General features: G+C 57.2%; 18 protein-coding genes. 14 read left to right on the top strand and 4 right to left on the bottom strand.

Going from position 1 to position 19798, the window contains the following annotated elements:
* Positions 1-168 precede the first annotated feature (168 nt).
* From QOX26_RS06855 to QOX26_RS06815, 9 genes are all read left to right on the top strand, one after another.
* The gene (locus tag QOX26_RS06855; protein ID WP_283674228.1) at positions 169-1434 is read left to right on the top strand and encodes an NAD/NADP-dependent octopine/nopaline dehydrogenase family protein; all 1266 of its coding nucleotides are present in this window, start codon (positions 169-171) and stop codon (positions 1432-1434) included.
* A gap of 190 nt (positions 1435-1624) precedes the next feature.
* The gene (locus QOX26_RS06850; protein WP_283674227.1) at positions 1625-1951 is read left to right on the top strand and encodes a hypothetical protein; all 327 of its coding nucleotides are present in this window, start codon (positions 1625-1627) and stop codon (positions 1949-1951) included.
* Entirely contained in the window at positions 1951-4350 is a 2400-nt protein-coding gene (locus tag QOX26_RS06845; RefSeq protein ID WP_283674226.1) for a glycyl radical protein, read from the top strand. The genes QOX26_RS06850 and QOX26_RS06845 overlap by 1 nt, the downstream gene beginning before the upstream one ends.
* 55 nt (positions 4351-4405) lie before the next feature.
* Positions 4406-4939, top strand: a complete 534-nt coding sequence (locus tag QOX26_RS06840; protein ID WP_283674225.1) for a YgjV family protein — start codon at positions 4406-4408, stop codon at positions 4937-4939.
* A gap of 44 nt (positions 4940-4983) precedes the next feature.
* Positions 4984-5760 carry a glycyl-radical enzyme activating protein gene (locus QOX26_RS06835; RefSeq protein ID WP_283674224.1) on the top strand — a complete coding sequence of 259 codons (777 nt, stop codon included), beginning with the start codon at positions 4984-4986 and terminating at the stop codon, positions 5758-5760.
* A 60-nt stretch (positions 5761-5820) separates the two neighbouring features.
* Positions 5821-7464, top strand: a complete 1644-nt coding sequence (locus QOX26_RS06830; protein ID WP_283674223.1) for a BCCT family transporter — start codon at positions 5821-5823, stop codon at positions 7462-7464.
* A 15-nt stretch (positions 7465-7479) separates the two neighbouring features.
* On the top strand, positions 7480-8193 hold the full coding sequence (locus tag QOX26_RS06825; RefSeq protein ID WP_283674222.1) for a helix-turn-helix transcriptional regulator: 714 nt from the start codon (positions 7480-7482) through the stop codon (positions 8191-8193).
* 81 nt (positions 8194-8274) lie between these two features.
* On the top strand, positions 8275-9207 hold the full coding sequence (locus tag QOX26_RS06820) for a sugar phosphate isomerase/epimerase family protein (RefSeq protein WP_283674221.1): 933 nt from the start codon (positions 8275-8277) through the stop codon (positions 9205-9207).
* A 125-nt stretch (positions 9208-9332) separates the two neighbouring features.
* Positions 9333-10829 carry an alanine/glycine:cation symporter family protein gene (locus QOX26_RS06815; protein WP_283674220.1) on the top strand — a complete coding sequence of 499 codons (1497 nt, stop codon included), beginning with the start codon at positions 9333-9335 and terminating at the stop codon, positions 10827-10829.
* Positions 10830-10983: 154 nt separating this feature from the next.
* On the opposite strand, the gene QOX26_RS06810 is transcribed toward QOX26_RS06815, so the two are convergent.
* The 4 genes from QOX26_RS06810 to QOX26_RS06795 all read right to left on the bottom strand — a co-directional run bounded on the left by QOX26_RS06810 (position 10984) and on the right by QOX26_RS06795 (position 15279).
* Positions 10984-11955: a putative PEP-binding protein gene (locus tag QOX26_RS06810; protein WP_283674219.1), complete on the bottom strand. Its 972-nt coding sequence runs from the start codon at positions 11953-11955 to the stop codon at positions 10984-10986.
* A gap of 203 nt (positions 11956-12158) precedes the next feature.
* Entirely contained in the window at positions 12159-13343 is a 1185-nt protein-coding gene (locus QOX26_RS06805; protein ID WP_283674218.1) for an iron-containing alcohol dehydrogenase, read from the bottom strand.
* Between the two features lie 128 nt (positions 13344-13471).
* Complete coding sequence (locus QOX26_RS06800) at positions 13472-14815, bottom strand: MATE family efflux transporter (protein WP_283674217.1); 1344 nt, start codon at positions 14813-14815, stop codon at positions 13472-13474.
* Positions 14812-15279, bottom strand: coding sequence for a MarR family winged helix-turn-helix transcriptional regulator (locus QOX26_RS06795; protein ID WP_283674216.1), 468 nt, complete (start codon positions 15277-15279; stop codon positions 14812-14814). Before QOX26_RS06795 ends, QOX26_RS06800 begins: the two co-directional genes overlap by 4 nt.
* Before the next feature lie 252 nt (positions 15280-15531).
* Between QOX26_RS06795 and QOX26_RS06790 the strand changes: the two genes are divergently transcribed.
* The 5 genes from QOX26_RS06790 (at position 15532) to QOX26_RS06770 (ending at position 19794) form a co-directional block, all read left to right on the top strand.
* Positions 15532-16464, top strand: coding sequence for a tetratricopeptide repeat protein (locus QOX26_RS06790; RefSeq protein WP_283674215.1), 933 nt, complete (start codon positions 15532-15534; stop codon positions 16462-16464).
* Positions 16461-17378 (top strand): DUF4037 domain-containing protein, encoded by a 918-nt coding sequence (locus tag QOX26_RS06785; RefSeq protein WP_283674214.1) that lies wholly within the window; start codon positions 16461-16463, stop codon positions 17376-17378. Before QOX26_RS06790 ends, QOX26_RS06785 begins: the two co-directional genes overlap by 4 nt.
* A 5-nt stretch (positions 17379-17383) precedes the next feature.
* The gene (locus QOX26_RS06780; RefSeq protein WP_283674213.1) at positions 17384-17719 is read left to right on the top strand and encodes a cupin domain-containing protein; all 336 of its coding nucleotides are present in this window, start codon (positions 17384-17386) and stop codon (positions 17717-17719) included.
* Positions 17716-18327 carry a DUF4125 family protein gene (locus QOX26_RS06775; protein ID WP_283674212.1) on the top strand — a complete coding sequence of 204 codons (612 nt, stop codon included), beginning with the start codon at positions 17716-17718 and terminating at the stop codon, positions 18325-18327. Before QOX26_RS06780 ends, QOX26_RS06775 begins: the two co-directional genes overlap by 4 nt.
* Positions 18328-18402: 75 nt before the next feature.
* Positions 18403-19794 (top strand): MATE family efflux transporter, encoded by a 1392-nt coding sequence (locus tag QOX26_RS06770; protein ID WP_283674211.1) that lies wholly within the window; start codon positions 18403-18405, stop codon positions 19792-19794.
* The last annotated feature ends 4 nt before the right edge of the window (positions 19795-19798 follow it).

Below are 19798 nucleotides of genomic sequence, written 5' to 3'. Positions count from 1 at the left end.
ACCTGAAGAGAAGCAAAAAACAAGGCAGTTGCGGCAAAGCTTCTTTTTTCCGCAGTCCATAAAATAAAGCCATAAGGCAGGAAAGCCTGCCGGGACACAAGCAAGCATTACTGTAAATCCTGTCGGACGAAAAAACCGGCACCGAAATTTTAAAGGAGGCACATTATCATGGACATGAGTTATCTGAAGGACATGCCGATTGCGATTCTGGGCGGCGGCGCTGTTGGCAAGACGATGGCGGCGGACTGCGCACTGGAGGGCAAGGAGGTTCGCATCTGGGATCAGCCCGCGTTCGCCAAGCGCAACTTCCTCAATATTGAAAAGACCGGCATTACCCTGAGCGGTCACCAGTTCAGCTTCTTTGGTTATACGCGCAAGGGCACCGTGAAGATTTCCATGGCGACCGACGATATGGCCAAGGCGGTCAAGGGCGCGGGCATCATCATTGTAGCCACCGTTGCACTGGCGCACGAGAATATTTTCCGCGAGCTGATTCCGCTGCTGGAGGATGGTCAGGTCATCCACATCCTGCCCGACAACTGCGGCACCTTTATCTTCCGCAAGCTGATGCGTGAGCTGGGCTGCACCAAGGACGTTGTAGTCGGCGCTTGGTATACCGCGCCCTACGGCATCCGCGTGGTTCGCCGCGGCGGCGTTGTCACCAACGAGTGCAAGGTGGAAGATCGCATCACCACCATCCGCGGCTGTGCGCTGCCGATGAAGGACAATGCCAAGTTTATGGCCTCCGCTTACTATATTCCGGCGTTCGGCGCGATTATCGACGCCGAGGGTGAGGTTACCATCTCGCAGAAGGGCGAGGAATTCCATCACGGCTTTGTCGAGGGCAATACCGTGCTCGACATCAACCTTTCCAACGTAAATCCGGTCATCCATGTACCGGGCACCGTGCTGGCGGTTTCCACCATGCAGAACTTTGACACCGTGCTCGGTCAGGAAATGAAGAACTACTCGCTGTACGGCTTCGGCGCGTGCCCGGCGATTGCCGAGGTGCAGGCCAAGTTCTGGGAAGAGGAAAAGGCGCTGGCCGCCAAGATGGAAGTCGGCCTGTGCACGGTCAACTACGAGGATTTCTTCTCCCGCACCACGATGTACGGCAAGGAATACATGGGTCCCGACTTCGCGGTTCCGTATGAGGAGAAGTACGAGAACTTCTTCGGCGACGGCCCGTTCGATCTGGAGAACCGTTACATCACCGAGGACGTGCCGGTCGGCTGCTACCTGATGAGCCAGCTCGGCAAGAAGTACGATGTTGCTACCCCGGTCATTGACTCCATGATCCTGCTCGCCAGCACTATGCTCAAGCGGGATTTGGCCGCCGGTTCCAAGTATACATTGGACTACCTCGACATTGACCATATGACGCACGAGCAGCTGCAGCAGTACATGCGCGAGGGCGTATTCACCGCAAAATAAGATTACTTCCACCTTTTTCTTTCATTCCGCAAAGCGCAGAGCATGTTTGCTCTGCGCTTTGCATTTTCTGTCGTTTGCAGGTGGTGCAAAAAAATATGCACCACCTGCAAACAGGGGTGCAAAAAAGTCTGCACACGAGTTTGCAGAGGGGGATAAGGAAAAAACAGCGCTTTGCAGGTAAAAAATTGCCGTGCGCAGAACGGCACGAATGAGACAGGGGATGGTTGCAAAAACAGCGGATTTTCTGCCAAATCAAGCGAAACTGGCAGGTTGCATATTTCAAACAGAAAAATTTTATATTTCAATCAGTTTTTCGGAGAAATTAGACAAACCGAAGACAAACGTATTGATGCTTTATACAAAAACCTTTATAAATAAAAAAGAATTCACTGAGTTGACACGAGTTGGCACAGATATTGCTACCTATATAGGCAGAAAGATTCCCGGGACCTGCATAAAACGGCGGGCGGCAGGAACGCACCGGATCAAGGCCAAGGGACAAAGGAGGAACATGTGATGGAAAAGCAGTATATGAAGCGAATTGAAGCGCTGCGCGAGCAGTATCTGAACACACGCGTGGATATGGATGTGTATAACGCCAAATATCTGACTGAGGGGTTTAAGGAAACCGAGGGTCAGCCGTGGATTATTCAGAAAGCGACCGGCTTTTACCGCCAGTGCGAAAAGAAGAACATCTATATTCAGGAGCACGAGCTGCTCGTCGGCGGACCGGGCTTTAAGCCGCGCTGCGGCATCCTGTGCGCGGACAGCTCCGCGGGCATCATCGCCGCAGAGCTGGACACCATCTCGACCCGTCCGTTCGACCCCTTCTATTTGAGTGAGGAAGGAAAAAAGGTCTATCAGGAAGAGGTTGAGGACTACTGGAAGAACAAGTGCCTGCTCGACCGTTGGCGCTTGCTCGCCCCGAAGGACATGGAAACCCTGCGCAACAACGGCGCGATCTTCATCGACCGCAAGGCCGTGCGCGGCTACGGCGAGACAACCCCGAGCTGGAACCGCATTCTGCAAAAGGGCATCCTCGGCATCCGTAAGGAGGCAGAGGAGCATCTGGCAGCGCTGGACGACGCGGTGCCGGGCGATTTGGAGAAAATGTTCTTCTACAAGGCCGAAATGATCGCCTGCGACGGTATCATGCTGCTGGCCAAACGCCACGCCGCGCTCGCCGAAGAGCAGGCCGCTGCCTGCACCGACGAGGCACGCCGTGCCGAGCTGCTGAAAATCGCCGCAGTCTGCCGCAATGTGCCCGCAAATCCGGCACAAAGCTTCCATGAAGCCTGCCAGTCCATCTTGTTCTATGAATTTGCAATCTTTATGGAGCAAAACGCTTCGTCCTACAACCTTGGACGTTTGGATCAGTACTTATATCCGTATTATCAGGCCGATAAGGCTGCGGGTCTGCTCGATGACGAGGGCGCGCAGGAGCTGTTCGACTGCATGTGGATTAAAATTGCCGAAATGAGCCTGTTTCAGGATGAAATCACCGCACAGTACGCGGCAGGCTACTGCATCACCGTGCAGACGAGCTGCGGCGGCATCGACCAGTACGGAAACGATGCGACGAACGAGCTGTCCTATATGATGATTCAGGCGACAATGGATGTTAAGTTTAAGGAGCCGAACCTTGCAGTCACCTACAGTCTGTCCAAGAACCCGGACGCGCTGCTGCGCAAGGCGGTTGAGGCCATTGGCATGGGCCTTACGATGCCGGCGGTGTACAGCAACGACGTCGGTCTGCGCATGATGCAGAACAAGGGCGTGCCGCTCTCCGAGGCGTGGGACTGGAACCCCTGCGGCTGTGTGGAAACCAACCTCGCGGGCCGCATGAAGCAGTATACCGACATCGCGGACATCAACCTCGGCGCGATGGTCGAGTTTGCGCTCAACGACGGCGTATCCCGCATCACGGGCGAGCGCGTGTCGGTTTCAACCGGCGATCCGAAGAATTTCAAGACGTTTACGGACTTTTTCAATGCCGTCAAGGCGCATATCGACTATGCGGTCGACGTTATCACCTCGGGCAACCAGCTGCTCGATTACCTGAGCATGAACTACCGCACCGTGCCCGCGTTGTCCCTTGGTTTTCCGCACTGCATGGAGGTCGGCAAGGATTACAGCCAGCCGGGCGCAACCAAGTATTCGTGCGGCGGCGGCGTGATTACCGTCGGGCAGGCCGATATTGTAAACTCCCTCGCAGCGGTCAAATACCTGATTTACGACGAGAAAAAGCTGACGATGGAGCAGCTCTGCACCGCGCTTGCTGCCGACTTCAAGGGCTATGAGGATGTGCAGGCGATGTGTCTGGCCGCCCCGAAGTACGGAAATGACGACGAGCGCGCGGACTTCTGCGTGGGTGAGGTGTTCACCCACATCATCGACCAGTTTGAGAAATACGACACCAAGTTCGGCAAGATGACCTGCGGCATGCTGCCGGTATCGGGCAACACCCCGATTGGGCAGTGGGTGGGTGCGCTGCCCTCGGGTCGCAACGCACTGACCCCGCTGACGGACGGCATCGGCGCGACCGGCGGCACGGATGTGAACGGCCCGACCGCGCTGCTCAAATCGGTCAGCCGTATTCCGCACGCCCGCTTCACACAGGGCACGCAGCTGAATATGAAGGTCGAACCTGAGCTGCTGCGCGGCAACGACGGACTGGCTCACGGCATGAACCTGCTCAAAACCCTGTGCATGCTTGATGTGTACCATGCACAGTTTAACGTGGTTGATCGCGAAACCCTGCTCGATGCGCAGCAGTATCCCGAAAAGCACCGCGATCTGCTGATTCGCGTGGCAGGCTACACCGCCTTCTTCGTCGAGCTGGGCAAGGAGACGCAGGATGAAATCATCGGCCGCACCGAGATCGGAAGCTGGGACGGTAAGGGCTGCTGCGGTTAACGAAAAGCATAGCACCGGCAGAAAATTGCCGCAAAAAAGAGAGTAGGTGCTGCCGATGTACGAAATATTTGCACAAGGGTTGGGGTTTCTCGCCATGCTGTTCTGCGTGGGCAGCTATCAGCTCAAAAGCGGAAGGCTGCTGATCCTGTGCAAGGTGATCGGCGACTCCATCTACGTGCTCCACTATTTTCTGCTTGGCGCATATACCGGCTGCGTGACGGTTGCCGTATGTGCACTGAACGGTCTGGTTTGCGGCTGCAGAGGCAGCCGGTGGGCAGAGTGGAAGGGTTGGAAATGGTTCTTTTCCGCCCTTCTGCTGGCCGCCAGTCTGATGGTCTGGCAGAAAAGCTTTGACCCGATTCCGAGCCTGTGCTCCTTTGCTTCGATTTTGTCGGTGATTTGGAGCGCGTGGTCGGGCAGCGCAAAGGTCATCCGGATGGCAAAGCTTGCAATCGCGGGGCCGACCTTTCTCATTTATTGTGTATTCATCCGCTCCTATGGGGGCGCGCTGTGCGAAATTATCGGCATGAGCTCGGCGGCGGTTGCGCTTTTCCGGTACGGACTGAAAAAGCGGGCGGATGATTTGTGAAAAGACAGAAAAACGGAGCTTTCCGGAAAGGGGCGCACGGCGCAATGGTAATGATCGACAATGACAGAGAGGGAACGGTGCTCCGTATCGAGCGCTCCTCCATCCACGACGGTGACGGCTTCCGCACGGTTGTATTTCTCAAGGGCTGTCCACTGTGCTGTCAATGGTGCTCCACCCCGGAAAGCCAGAAGTTTGAGCCGGAGCAGGCGGGGGAAACGCGGTACGGCTCGCGCATGAAGGTTGAGGATGTGATTCGGGAAATTCGCAAGGATTCGCTGTTTTTCTTCATCTCGACCGGCGGGGTGACCATTTCGGGCGGCGAACCGCTGGCACAGCCGGAGTTCACCAAGGCTATTTTGCAAAACTGCAAGAAGGAATGCTTTAATACCGCGATGGAAACCACATTCTTCGCTTCGTGGGAACAAATCAGTTCGATTCTGCCGTATCTGAACACTGTGTTTGTCGACCTGAAGCTGGTCAGCCGCGAAAAGCATATCGCGTTCTGCGGCGTGGACAATGAACAGATTTTGCAGAATCTGCTGCATACGAACGATGCGGAAGGAAATTTTCGCCTGATTGTCCGCACGCCGATTGTGCCGGGCGTGAACGATTCAGAAGAGGAGCTGGAGAAAATCGGCGCGTTTGCCGCATCGCTGACGCGGCTGCGCCATATTCAGCTGCTGCCCTATCACCGACTGGGGACGGGCACCTATCAAAAACTGGGTCGCCCTTATCTGTTGGAGGGCGTCAAATCCCCCTCGGCGGGCGAGATGGAGCGCTGCCGCGCAACAGTGCGGCGGTTTGTGGAAAATACCGTCTGACGGCCGCCTTACTTGCTGCTGCGCGCATCATTTCAAAGGACAAGAGAGGAATTTACGCAAATGAAGGAATCCACACAAAAAGGGAAAATCTACAAGCCTGTGCTGATCACGCTGGGCGTGCTGCTGCTGATTGAAATGATATTCGGTGTATTTTTCACCGATCAGTTCGGCAGATTGATGATCAATATGATCTATCTGGTGGGCGACAACTTCGGCTGGTGGATCAATCTGCTGGCGGTTGTCTGCATTGTGATCGGCCTTGCGCTTGTTATCTTTAAATACGGCGATGTGGTCATTGGCGGCAAGGACGCCAAGCCCGATTTCAGCACCTGGCAGTGGTTTTCGATTTCCATCTGCGGCGGCATCGGCTGCGGCCTGCTGTTCTGGGCGATGGGCGAGCCGATTTATCACTACATATCGCCTCCCGTGGCGGCAAATATTACGCCCGAAAGCCGGGACGCGGCAATCTTCGCGGTCAGTCAGGCGATGTTTGACTGGTCATTCGTACAGTATTTTATTTACGCACTGCCCGCCGTAGCCTTCGCGCTGCTGGCGTTCAATTTCAAGAAAACACTGTCCTTTTCCTCGCTGCTGGATGTTACCTTTCGGCGCAAGCGGCCGTGGATGACCACGCTGCTGCACATTCTGTGTGCCTATGCGGTCGCGAGCGGCGTTTCCAATTCGATGGGCGCGGGACTGATGCAGATCAGCGGCGGCATCAACGCCGTGTTCGGTGTGCAGCAGGGGCCGGCGATGTATCTGTTCATTACCGTGTTCGTGGCCGCGTTTTTCATCCTTTCGTGCCTGACCGGCATCAATAAGGGACTTACTTATGTGTCCACCGCCTGCATGATCTGCTTCTTCGGCCTGATGATTTATGTGCTGGTATTCGGCGATGCGCAGTTCATCGGTAAAATCGGCACCGAGGCCATGGGCGATCTGATGAACAATTTCTGGCAGAAAATTACCTTCAACAACACGCTCGCGCCGCAGGATCAATGGGCCAACGAGTGGACGATTACCTTCTGGAACTCGTTCTTTATTTACGCGCCGGTCATCGGCATGTTCCTCGCCCGCATGGGCAAGGGACGCACCGTGCGGCAGTTCCTGCTGGTTGAAATTCTGGTGCCCTCGCTGTTCTGCTGCATGTTCATTGCTATCTTCGCCGGCATGATTATGAAAATGCAGTGCTCCGGCATGGTGGACGTTTGGGGCAAGGTGCAGGAGCTTGGCATGCAGACCGCGCTTTATCAGGTGCTTGGCAGCATGCCGTTCGGCAAAATCGTGCAGTTTGTGTTCCTGATTGCCGTCTGTTTGTCATTTGTCACGCTGGCAGATCCCAACACCTCGGCACTGTCCACCCTGTGCGTACACGGACAGGAGATCGACGCCGAGCCGCCGCGCAACATCAAAATCGGCGTGGGCATCGGCGTGTCGGTGGTGGCCTATCTGCTCGTGGTTGCGGGCGGGATGGACGCGGTCAAGGGGCTGCTCAATCTGGGCGGTCTGCTGATGACAATACCAACGCTTTGGCTCGGACTCATCTGCTTCCGCCTTTGCGGCAGGCTGCTGAAGTCCAAAACACACCTGCTGGAGGAGGAGGAAACGCTCCAAACCGAGGCAGACGTAAGCTTGGCGGCCGGCGCAAAAAAGGAATTGCACGCAAAGCCGCAGGCACTGTATCCAACCGCAGAGATTGACTGACAGGGAGGGAGACTCATGAATCAGCAGGTAGACATTCAGATTTTCCACGAATGCAGCGGAGAGCATGCGCACGATTACCCGCAAATCCTCGTGCCGCTGCAGCAGACGATGCAGATTTGCATCGGCACATCCGAATATCAAGTCACTCCGCGGGAACTGTGCTTCGTGCCCTCCGGCATGGCGCACCAGTGCAACTACTGCGGTAAGCTGTTGGCCATCAACCTTTCCGAAGATATGATTGACGAGCGCAACGTGGTGCTGCTGTCCTATCCGCTCATCATCTCGATGCAGGGACAGATTACCCGTCTGGTCGAGCTGATTCAGGCGGAATTGCAGCAGAATCCGGAAAGCAAGGCCGTGCGGTACCTGTACAGCTATCTGTACAGCAAGCTCATCGAAAGCTCGGCCGCGCCGTCCATCCGATACATCAGCGAGCATTACGACTTGCCGATTACGGTCGATCAGCTCGCCAAGATAGAAAGCTACAACGCAACCTATTATAACGACTGGTTTAAGCAGCAAACCGGCTTTTCACCCAGTCTTTATCTGCGCTGCACGCGCATCAAGCACGCCAAGGAGCTGCTGGTTACGACCAATTTCAGCGTCATGGAGATTGCGGTCATGGTCGGATACAGCAGCAATTCAACCTTTACCCGCGCATTTCACAATATCACCGGCATGACGCCCAAGGCGTACCGAGAGCAATCCGAGCTGCAGCGGATTGGCTGAACCGATTGGGCTGAGGGATAGAAAAACCCCATGCAAAAAGAGACGGAATGCGTCTCGTATTAAAATGAGGAGTGTGACAACATGAAAAACGCGAACCGCAAATTCAAACTGGGCATGCACAGCTACACCCTGCATTTAAGCGGCCTTGGAGAAAGCTGGGGCTTCCAGAGCGAGGGCAAGACCTATGCCTTTGAAAAGGTAATTGATCTGGATAAGCTGATGGATCTGGCGGTGGAGGAAGGCATCGAGGTGCTGCACATCACGCTGGTCGATCTGGATAACGACGTTTCTCCCGCACATCTGGCGGCAGTCAAGGCGAATGCCGAAAAGCACGGGCTGGATTTGGAGCTGAACGTGTCCTTTAACGCTCCGTCCGACCCACGTGTCAACGCGACGATCGAGGAAGCGCTCGAAATCGGCCACGCAATCGGCGCGACGCTGGTCAAATTCAGCACCGATGTTGAGCATCCGCACCCGCTTTCGCACGCCTGCATGTGCCCCGAGGCGGTCAAGCAAATGGCGGACATCGTGATGGATTTCAAAAGAAACCTGCCGACGATTGAAAAATACGGCATGAAGATTGCCATTGAAAACCACTGCGACCTGTTTGCGGACGAGGTCGTGTGGATGGTAAAGCAGCTCAATCACCCGCTGATCGGCGCGTGCTGCGACACGATTAACTCGCTGATGATGGCTGAGGGCATTGAGGAATGTGTGCGCAAGATGGCGCCCTACTGCTACTGTGTCCATTTCTGCGACAACCGCGTTTTTGCCGACCCGGACGGCACGCATTCGCTCGGCTGCGCAATCGGCGACGGCGATGTGGATGTGATTGAGGTCATGAAAATCCTGCGCGAGCAGGCGCCGGAGGAACTGGACACCATTGATCTTGAAATTGAGCTGCCGCTTTCGGGTTATACACTCGAAGAGGGCCGCGAGGAGGAGCTCAAGGCGATGCGCAAGAGCATCCGATACATGCACGAGGTGCTGGGTATCGGCGTGAGGGGACGCTGAGTTTGCCAAAAAGGCCAATTGCAATTATACTGAGTGAGTACATTCCTGCACGTTAACCAACAAACAAGGGACGGAGATAGGAGATTATCATGAGTTTTGGAGATTGGATCCTAAAAATAGATAATATGTTATGGGCAACCCCGTTGATTGTTCTGGTTTTTGGCACCGCAATTGCATATTGCTTCGCAATGAAGTTTGGAAATGTCACCAAGGCAAAGCTGCAATGGCAGCTGCTGACCTCAGGCGAAGGCTCGGCGGAGGGCATCTCTCCGTTTGAAACGTTTTGCTCGGTTGCTGCGTACCGTGTGGCGGTCGGCAATATCGGCGGCGTTATGGTCGCAATCATGTACGGCGGTCCGGGCGCGGTGTTCTGGATGCTGGTCACGGCACTCGTCACCTCGGCAATCGCATACGCAGAGAACAGCTTGGGACAGATTTACAAGGTTCGCATGGACGGACAGTACCGCGGCGGCCCCTACTTTTACATGGAAAACGGTCTGCCGTGGAAGAAAATCGGCAAGGTGTTTGCCGTCGGGTTTGCATTGATGGCAACAATCGGCGTGCCGCTGCTCGTCACCGGGCCGAGCGCCAACAATATTGCAATGGCATTTGAAAACAGCTTTGGTATCAGCCCGGTCGTTTCCGGTGCTGTCATTGCCGTGCTGCTGTTCCTCGTCATTTCGGGCGGTGTGCGCCGTATTGCGAAGTTTTCAACCATTATTGTTCCCTTTATGACAATCGGCTACCTGCTGGTCACCATTGCGGTATTGGTGAAAAACGCCAGCGCGATTCCGGGCACCATTTCAATGATGTTCGGCAGTGCCTTCAACACGCACGCGATTTTCGGCGGTATGATCGGCGGCGCGTTCTCTTACGGCGTCAAGCGCGCGGTCAACTCCTCCGGTTCCGGCTTCGGCGAAACGCCGTCCTCCGCAGCGGCTGCGGAAACCGCACACCCGGCAACACAGGGCATGGTAAACGCATTTTCTGTTTATATTGACGTTGCTGTCTGCTTCTGCTCGGGCATTATGGCGCTGGTCACGGACTGTTTTAACGTACTTGGGCCGGACGGCACCTTTATGCACATCGGTCAGGGCTCGCAAATGATGGCCACACAGGCCGCGAGCGGGACTGCGGGCGTTGTTTGGGTGCAGGAAGCAGCCAACACGGTCATTCCCGGCGTGGGCGGTGCGTTGGTTGCCATTGCGCTGACCTGTTTTGCATATTCCACCTGCATCGCTTACTACTATGAAGGCGAGTCCGGCCTTGCATATCTGTTCCGCAGCTTCAAGCAGGAAACGCGCGGCAAGCTGATTTGGGCAATTCGCATCATCATGCCGATTCTTTTCTTCGTTTGGGCCAACATTACGGCCTCCACGGCGTGGGCAATCAGCGAGGTCATGTTCGGCCTGATGGCGTGGGTCAACGTCGGCGCGCTTGTGTTCCTGTTCCCGACCGTGAAAAAGGTCTATGACGACTACATGAAACAGCGTGCAGACGGTGTGAAGGAGCCTTACTTCAACCCCCAAAAGCTTGGCATTCAGAATGCAGATGTTTGGATGGAAATTAATAAGGATCACATCGAAGAGGATGAGCGGGTTTTGGAAGAAAAAGACGCATAAATAAGGACGTACTCTTTGAAAATGCAGCGAATGGAAATATTCGCTGCATTTTTGCGTGCATGAAAAATGATAAAGGGCAGCAAAAACGTCCCACGCTGCAAAGATAGTCTTTGCGGCGTGGGACGTTGCATACGATGAACTCAATCAGGCGGGGTCAAGTGGCCGATTCCAGCACGCCCGCCATGCGGAACAGATGCTGCTGGCCGATCAGCATGTCGATGCCCATGTCGTTGCAGAACTTGCGGCCCTTTTCGCAGAGCACCGGATGGCCGATTGCACTCAGGCGGATGTTCGGCTTGACACGGCGAATCTGCTCGAGTGCGATGGTCAGCAGCGTGCCGATGCCGATTTCGTCGAACTCATGGAAGGGGTTGTGCCGGAACACCTTTTCGTGCAGATAGCGGCACAGCACCTTTTTGGAATCCCGCTGCGACATGCCGTAAAGCAGCTGCACCAGCTCCTCCACGTTGAACACAATCGCGTCCGCGCATACAGCCAGCTCCTCGGCGATACAGGCGGCGCGCGGGGTGGCGATCTCAATGCCGATGGCACAGGTAATCTGATAGGTGGCCGCGTGCTGCGCAATAATCGCTTTGAGAAACTGTACCTCGCGTGCGTCGGACACGAAGGGCAACAGAATGGACAGCTCATGCACGCCGCGCTGATCGGCCGCAATGAACATCGCGCGCAAAAGCGTGCGGAACAGCAGCTCGTTGTCAATCATCATGCGGCAGCCGCGGCTGCTCAAATCGGGGTTAACCGAGCGCAGACTCGCGACCTGCTCCTGCAACTCGGCCGCCGACTGACCGGTGTAGTCGGCAAGTCGGGCAAACTCCGCCTGCGTTTGAGGCAGCATGTCGTCCGCCGGGCGGTCGGGCAGGCGGATGCATAACTGGCTGCGCGCACACTCCTCGATTTTCTCGAGCCAGAGGATGTGCTGGCTGTGCAGCATCTGCGCAAGCCGTTTGTCGGTTTCCACCTGCGGCGGATTAAGCAGCAGGCTTTGCATCAAAAGGCGCTGATCCTCCATGCGAATCAGGCAGTCTTCACCGGTCAGCATGACGCCGTCGGTTTGTTCAAGGGTCTCCAGTTCTTCCACAGCATCAATTGCCGCAATATACTTCATGGCCTATGCCCCTTTCTGGCTTATCAGGCAGCTTTGCGCGGCGCACGTGAGCTGTCCACCGTGCAAAGCGAGTTTGAGGAGGGATACACGCATCGGAAAAATGGGCGGAGCCTGCCAACACAAAGGGAAATGTGTTGGCAGGCTCCGGCAAAATCAATGTCAGAGGCGCGCTGCCGGGAAAGCATATCCGGCGCAGCGCCGGCTTATAGTGCCATTTTGTAGATTTCAGCGGCGATTTCGCGGGTCAGCTTGACGAAATTACCGTGGTTGGGCGCGCCGTGGAACATGTTTTCCACCATTTTGGGGATATCCTCTTCCTTGCCGCCCAGTTCGCCGATGGTGGTGGGCATGCCGATGTCACGCATGAAGCTCTGGAAGGCCTTAATGCCCTCCGTCGCAGTCACTTCAGGGTGCTCAAAGTCAATCTGGCAGCCCCAGACGCGGTTTGCAAACATCACAAAGCGGTCGGTGCCCTGACTCTTCATGGCGTACTCCATCCAGTAGGGGAAGAGCAGCGCAAGACCTGCGCCATGGGATGCACCGTAAAGAATGCCGATTTCGTTGTCCATGTGGTGGGTGCCCCAGTCCTGTGCGCGGCCGACGCCGGTCGAGTTGTTCTGGGCAATCATCGCAGCCCACATAATGTTCGCGCGGGCTTCGTAGTCGTTCGGATTCTGCATGACGCGGCGGCCTTCCTTCACCATGGTCAGCATAACGGCCTCAAGCAGGCGGTCGGTCAGCTCCACATCCTTGGAATGGGTGAAGTAACGCTCCATGCAGTGCGCCATGATGTCGGCAATGCCGCTGGCGGTCTGATAGGGGGGCAGGGTCATCATCAGCTCGGGGTTCATGATGGCGAACAGCGGACGCAGGATATCGCCGTCCGCGCAGCGCTTGTACTGGTTGCCGTCCTCGGTCACGAGGGTGACGACCGAGTCGGTCGAGCCTTCCGAGCCGGAGGCTGCGATGGTGACAATCGTGCCGACCGGCAGCGCTTCGGTGACAGGTCCCTGCTTGCCGCAGTAGAAATCCCAGAAATCGCCGCCGTAGGGTACGCCGAGCGCAATGCCCTTTGCGGAGTCCATGACCGAGCCGCCGCCGACTGCGAGCACAAAGTCAACCTTTTCCTTGCGTGCCAGCTCAATGCCCTCGTAGACCAGATCGCTCAAGGGGCTGGCCTTTACGCCGCCAAGCTCCACGTGCGCGATGCCGGCTTGGTCAAGGGACTGCTTCACGCGGTCGAGCAGGCCGGAACGTACCACCGAGCCGCCGCCGTAGTGGATGAGCACCTTGCTGCCGCCATACTTCTTGACGAGCTCGCCGGTCTGTTCCTCGGTCGATTTGCCGAAGACAAAGTAGGTGGGGCTGTAAAAAGTAAAGTTATCCATATCTGTAGACCTCCCTAAAATCAATTACATTTTTCGTTATGAACTACCTGTTTGATTGTAATTTGATTATAGAACGGGAGGCGCGGGGAGGGTGTGCCTGCCCTCCTCTTTTCTTTGCAGAATCTCATTTATTCGGCCGGAACGGGTTGCTCCCACCGGCGTATCTGACGCACACACAGCACGATGCCCAGCCCTCCCGCGATGCATTCGGATGCGGGAAAGGCAATCCAGGTAAACGGCAGACCGATGAGCGACAGCAGCCAGAAAATCGGAATCAGGCAGAAAATCTGGCGGGTGAGCGAAAGCAGGACGCTCGGCAGCGTAGCGCCGATGGCCTGAAAGAACACCGGCGTCATCAGCGAAAACACCGCGGGGAAAAAGCTCGCGCCGATGATGCGGAAGGCCGGAATCCCGATTTCAAGCACGGTGGAATCGCCCGAAAACAGCGAGATGAGTTGGGCGGGAAGGAACTCAAAGCACAGCACACCTGCCAGCATAAAGACAAGCGCAATCAGGATGGAGCTGGTCAGAATTTTTTTGCAGCGGGCGAAATCCCTGCGGGCGTAGTTGTAGCTGAGCACGGGCACGATGCAGGTTTCCAGACCGAGCAGCGGAATGAAAAAGAAGCTTTGAAACTTGTAATAGAGTCCGAGCACGGTGACCGCTCCATCCGAAAAGCCGGCGAGGATGACGTTGAGCACGATGATGTAGACCGTGCACAGTGCCTGCATCAGGATGTAAGCGTAGCCCATTTGATATATTTGTGCCGCAAAGCGCACAAAGGCGGCGGGCTTGGGCGGGCGGCGCATGCCGTGCAGACCGACGAGGACGGCCGCGGCGAATTGGCCGATGACCGTGGCGATGCCCGCGCCCGCGATGCCGAGCGCGGGAAACGGCCCCCATCCGAAGATGAGCAGCGGGTCAAGCACGATATTGAGCAGCGCACCGACAATCTGCGCGAACATCGGCAGACGCATGTTGCCGCCCGCCTGGTGCACCTTCGTCCACACGCTTTCAAGGAAGATGCCCAGACTGCCGATGCAGACGATGTTGCCGTAGGTGACGGCGTGCTCAATGGCGGCGGGCGAGGTGACCGAGGTGCGCACATAGGCGGGCAGCAGCACAACGGACAGCGCGGAAAATACCGCCCATGTAATCAGGGCAAGCATGCCGCCCGCACCGGCGATGCCGTCTGATTCCTCGTACCGGTTCTGTGCAAACAGCCGCGCCATCAGGATGTTGACGCCCACGCCCGTGCCGACCGAAAACGCTGTGATGACGAGCTGAATTGGGAAAATAACGGACAGCGCGGTCAGTCCGTCGCCCGAAAATTGGCCGACGAAGTAGCTGTCGATGATGTTGTAAAGCGCCTGAATGAGCTGCGCCAGCATAACGGGCGGCGCAATGCGAATGAGCAGCTTCCAAATGCTTTCGGACGCAAAAAGGCGCTCCTGCGGTGTGGTTTGGTTCATGTTGCGGTGTTGCCTCCCAAGCTCTTTGCATCTGCCAGCACGGTTTCGAGAATGTGACCGTAGCGCAGCGCCATATCGGTCATGCAGCGCAGCTCGTCTGCGCCCATTTTCAGCACGGCCTGCTGCTCGACCGTCCGCAGCGAGGACAGCGTCTGCTCGGCGTAGCGGCGGCCGGAGACGGTCAGCTCGACATATTTGCCGCGCCGGTCGGCTTCGTTCGTCATCAGGCGCAGATGCCCGCGCGCGCGCAGCAGGGTGATGATGTTGTTCACCGTCTGCTTGGGCAGCAGGTATTGGTCGCAGATTTGCTTCTGCGTGCAGCAGGAAACATCCTGCAGCGTGTAGAGGATGAGCATTTCGTGGTATTTGAGCTGGTTTTCGCGCGTCCAGCCGGCATACGCACCTCGAATACGGTTAATGGCGATGTTCAGGTCGCTCATCAGGCGCAGGGTTTCAGCGTCCATAGTGGGTTTCGTCCTTTCAGTCCTACAATAGTCTTAATTAAGACCAATGATACGACGGGCGACGCACTCTGTCAAGCGATTGCCGGGCGTGCGGCGCAAAATCCATATTTGCACCAAAGACAACCGTGTGCGGACGTGTGATTTACGGTAAAATGCAAAATTTGTGTGAGAGCAGGCACACCTTCTCGGCGGCGAATCTTCTATACTGATACAAAATTGGGATAGGTGCAGCCTGAGACAGGAGATGAGACCGTGCGGAACAGAATGGAAGATTTCTACGAAGCGTTGGACTGCTGCTACACGCAGGGCAGTCGCGATGAGGTCGAGCGTTTGCTGCTGGAATACAGAAAAGAGGCGGAGGGGGACGGGGCAGACGCGGAAATGCTCATCGCCGTCTGCAACGAATTGGGCGGCTTTTACCGTGGGGAGGGACGCTATGCCCAGTCGCTTGCGGCGTTTGCGCAGGCGCGTGCCGCCGCGGCCGAGACGCTCGGCGAGGACTGCGTGCAGTACGCCACCATCCTCAACAATATGGCGGGCACGCAGCGGCTGATGTGTCAGTATGAGGAGGCCATCGCCCTGTTTCGGCAGGCGCTCGCAATCTACGAGCAGCAGGGCGAAACGGAAAGCTGTGCTTACGCGAGCCTACTGAACAATCTGTCGCTTGCCTATCGGGAAACGCGGCAGCTCGCCCCGGCAATCGACTGCCTGGAGCGTGCATGTGCGCTGATTGAGCGATACCCCCGCTGCACGCAGGAGCTTGCCGTGACCTACAACAACCTGACCGCGCTGTATGAGGCGGCGGGCGACAAAAAACGCGCGATGCAGTCGCTCAACTGTGCGTTGCAGCAGTTTGAGAAGTGTGCGGACGAGGAAAATGTTCACTATGCCGCCGGACTCAACAGCCTTGCCGGATTTTTGTACACCGAGGGCGAGTACGAGCGCGCGATTCAGCTTTACCGTCGGTCGGGGCAGTATACCAAGCGATTTTTCGGCGAGAACATCGAATACGCAATCACCTGCCGCAACATGTGTTGGGCATATCAGCAGCTTGGCCGTCAGAAGGATGCGGATGCCGCACTGCAAAAGGCATATGAGGTATTTGAGCGCCTGCTCGGCTCGGAACATGAGCGCACGCGCGCCGCAGCCGACGATTTGCGCCGTCTGCGCGCCAATCTCGCGTGAGCGGCGGTTCGGCACTGGCGCGGCGGTATTATGAGGAAGTCGGCCGACCGGCGTTTGTGCGTGCACTGCCCGACCTTGTGCCGCGCATGGCTTTTGGTCTGGCAGGCGAGGGGTCGGAGTGCTTCGGGTTCGACGATCGGCTTTCGCACGACCATGACTGGGGCCCTGCCTTCTGCATCTGGCTGGAGCAGGAGGACTGGCGGGCGCACGGCGAGCGGGTGCAGGCGGTTTATGCTGCCCTGCCCGGACTGGATGGCCGCCCGCCGCGGCAGAGCGGTACACTGAGCGGGGGGCGTATCGGCTGTCTGTGCAGGCAGCAGTGGTTTTCGCGGTACACGGGTGCACCCGATGGGCCGCACACGCTGTCCGAATGGCGGCGTGCGCCCGAAGCATTTCTTGCGACCGCGACGAACGGTGAGGTTTTTGCCGACCCTGTGGGGCAGTTCACCGCCGTGCGGCAGCGTCTGCTGGCGTTTTATCCGGAGGACGTCCGCCTGAAAAAGCTGGCCGCCCGCGCAGCCGTCATGGCACAGGCCGGACAGTACAACTATCCGCGCTGCGTGCTGCGCGGCGAGGCGGTTGCGGCAAAACTGGCGCTTGCCGAGTTTCTGCGCGCGGCGATGTCGATGGTTTATCTGCTCAACCGTCGCTATGCGCCGTTTTACAAATGGATGCATCGGGGTCTGCGGGAGCTGCCTGTACTGCCTCGTGTATCCGGCCTGCTGGAGGAACTGTGCCGCGGGGAGGTGCCGATGCAGGAGGGGATTGAGCGGATCTGTCTGCTGTGCGCCGCCGAGCTGCGGCGGCAGGGACTGAGCGGCAGCGGCGAAACTTTTTTGCAGGCGCATTGCGCCGAGCTGACAGCGCGTATCAAGGACGATGCGCTGCGGCAGGCACATTTTATGGAGGAGTAAGCGATATGAAAGGAACATTTATCACTGCCGCAGCGTTTGTCCCCGAAACGCTGCCGAACGGCGTGGTGCGCACGGTAAAGGGGCATCTGGACGACCTGATGGTGGTGGAGCTGCGGTGGAAAAAGGGAATGAAGGGCGCGGTGCACACCCATCCGCACCGCCAGTGCAGCTACATCATCGAGGGCGAATTTGAGGCCGAGGTCGACGGCGAAAAACGTGTGCTGCGCGGCGGCGAGTGCGTATATGTAGAGGCGGACGTGCCGCACGGTCTGTGCGCCCTGTCCGAAACGGGTGTGGTGCTTGATGTTTTCACCCCGATGCGGGAGGATTTTGTGAAATGACTCAAAGCGTGGAACAGATTGTCGCGGCCGAGTGGGCGTTGTTCGGCAAGGTGCGCAACATCGGCGGTGAGGCGCACTGCCAGCAGGATCAGAAAACGTTTTTCATCATGCGGTCAAGTCAGCTTGCGGCGTGGAGTCCGGCGATGCGCGACAGCTATTACGGTGACCTGCTGGACGCGTCCCTCGAGGGGCGCAGTCTGCTGAGCGAAAAATACGCCTACATGATGGCGCACACCCATCCGGCGGAATATGAAGCACTCAAAAGTGCGCTGCCGCCGCACGAGGCGGAAAAGGATCGCTTGATTGACGGCATTTGCGCGGCGCATGTGATGTGGCAGGAGGAATTGGCCGCGCGGTATCCCCGCCTGACCGGACAGGGCAGACCGATTCGGCGCACGTCGGACAGCGCAGCGGTCACTTCGTTTGAAACCTATCTCTGGGGCGAGCTGCAAACCTACTCGCGCCAAACATTGGAGCACTACGCGGCCTATGTTGCACAGCTGCAGCGTGAAAATCAGAGTCTTGGCGCGCGCATTCTGGAAAATATGACGGCGCAGTACGGTTATCCATCGCTTGCGGCGGCGGAATCCGCGCTTGCGGCGCACTGACGCTGCCGATTGCCGCGGCGCTTTGCCCGTCTGCTAAAAAATTTGTTTTGATACCGAATTGGGAGAACGATGCCTGTGAGAAAGCAAATGACGATTGACATGACTCACGGCCCGCTGCTCGGCAAGATTTTGCTGTTCAGTCTGCCGCTCATGGCGTCCAACATTCTGCAGCTGCTGTTCAACGCGGCGGATATCGTTGTGGTCGGCCGCTTTGCGGGCAACACGGCGCTGGCCGCCGTGGGCAGCACGGTGAGCCTGATTAACCTCTTCATTCAGCTGCTCGTCGGACTGTCGGTCGGCGTCAATGTGCTGATTGCCCGCTATCTGGGACTGAGCGGGCAGGAGAAGGAAATCTCCCGCGCGCTGCACACCGCGATGGCGGTGGCGATGGCGGGCGGCACGGTGCTTGCGCTGATTGGCATTGCTGCGTCGGGCTGGGCGCTCGACAGCATGGGCGTGCCGGACGATGTGCGTCCGCTTGCCTTTTTATACATGCGGATTTATTTTGTCGGCACGCCGTTTGCGGCTGTGTACAATTACGGTGCGGCTGCGCTGCGCGCCAAGGGCGACACCCGCCGCCCGCTGGTGTTTTTGCTGCTCAGCGGAGCGGTCAATCTGGTGCTCAACCTGTTTTTTGTCATTGCGCTGCGGCTGGATGTGGCCGGCGTAGGCTGGGCTACCGTCATCAGTCAGGCACTGAGCGCCGCGCTGATTCTGCGCTGCCTGACCGATACGCCGGATGAGCTGCACTTCTGTTGGCGCTGGCTGGCATTTGACAAAAGAAGCCTGATTGATATGGCGCGCATCGGCATTCCGGCCGGGGTGCAGGCCACGCTGTTCAGTCTGTCCAATGTGGCGATTCAGGGCGCAATCAATTCCTATGGCAGCATTGTGATGGCGGGTTGCAGTGCGGCGGCGAGCATTGAGAACTTTCTGTATTTCTCGATGAACTCCTTCCATCAGGCCGGTCAGACCTTTATCAGCCAGAATATCGGCGCGGGACAGTATGACCGTGTCGGCCGTATTCTGCGCACCTGCGTGCTGTGCACCGTTGTACTGGGTGTGGCGCAGAGTGCGCTTGCCGTGCTGTTCGCGCCGCAGCTCATCGGCATCTACAACGGCGATCCCGCAATTATTCAGGCGGGTGTGGAGAGGCTGTGGACGGTGGCCACCTGCTACACCATCTTCGGCGTGGCCGACGTGTTTGTCGGTGCGATTCGCGGCTACGGCATCCCATTGGTGCCGGTCGTGATTAACCTGCTGGGCACCTGCGTGTTTCGCCTGATTTGGGTAGAGCTGATGGATACAAGCAAGGTCGGGGTTGCGTGGGTCTACCTGTCCTACCCGATTAGCTGGGTGCTGGTCGGGGTCGCACTGGTGGCGTATTGGATGGTTCTGCGGCGCAGAGAGCACAAACAGCAGCCTGTTTCCGTGACTGCACCAACTGAAAGGGATGTTCGGACATAAAAAA

Origin of the sequence: Butyricicoccus sp. Marseille-Q5471 (genome assembly GCF_951230135.1) — a bacterium.
Classification (GTDB): domain Bacteria; phylum Bacillota; class Clostridia; order Oscillospirales; family Butyricicoccaceae; genus Agathobaculum.
This window is presented reverse-complemented; position numbering and strand designations above follow the sequence as displayed.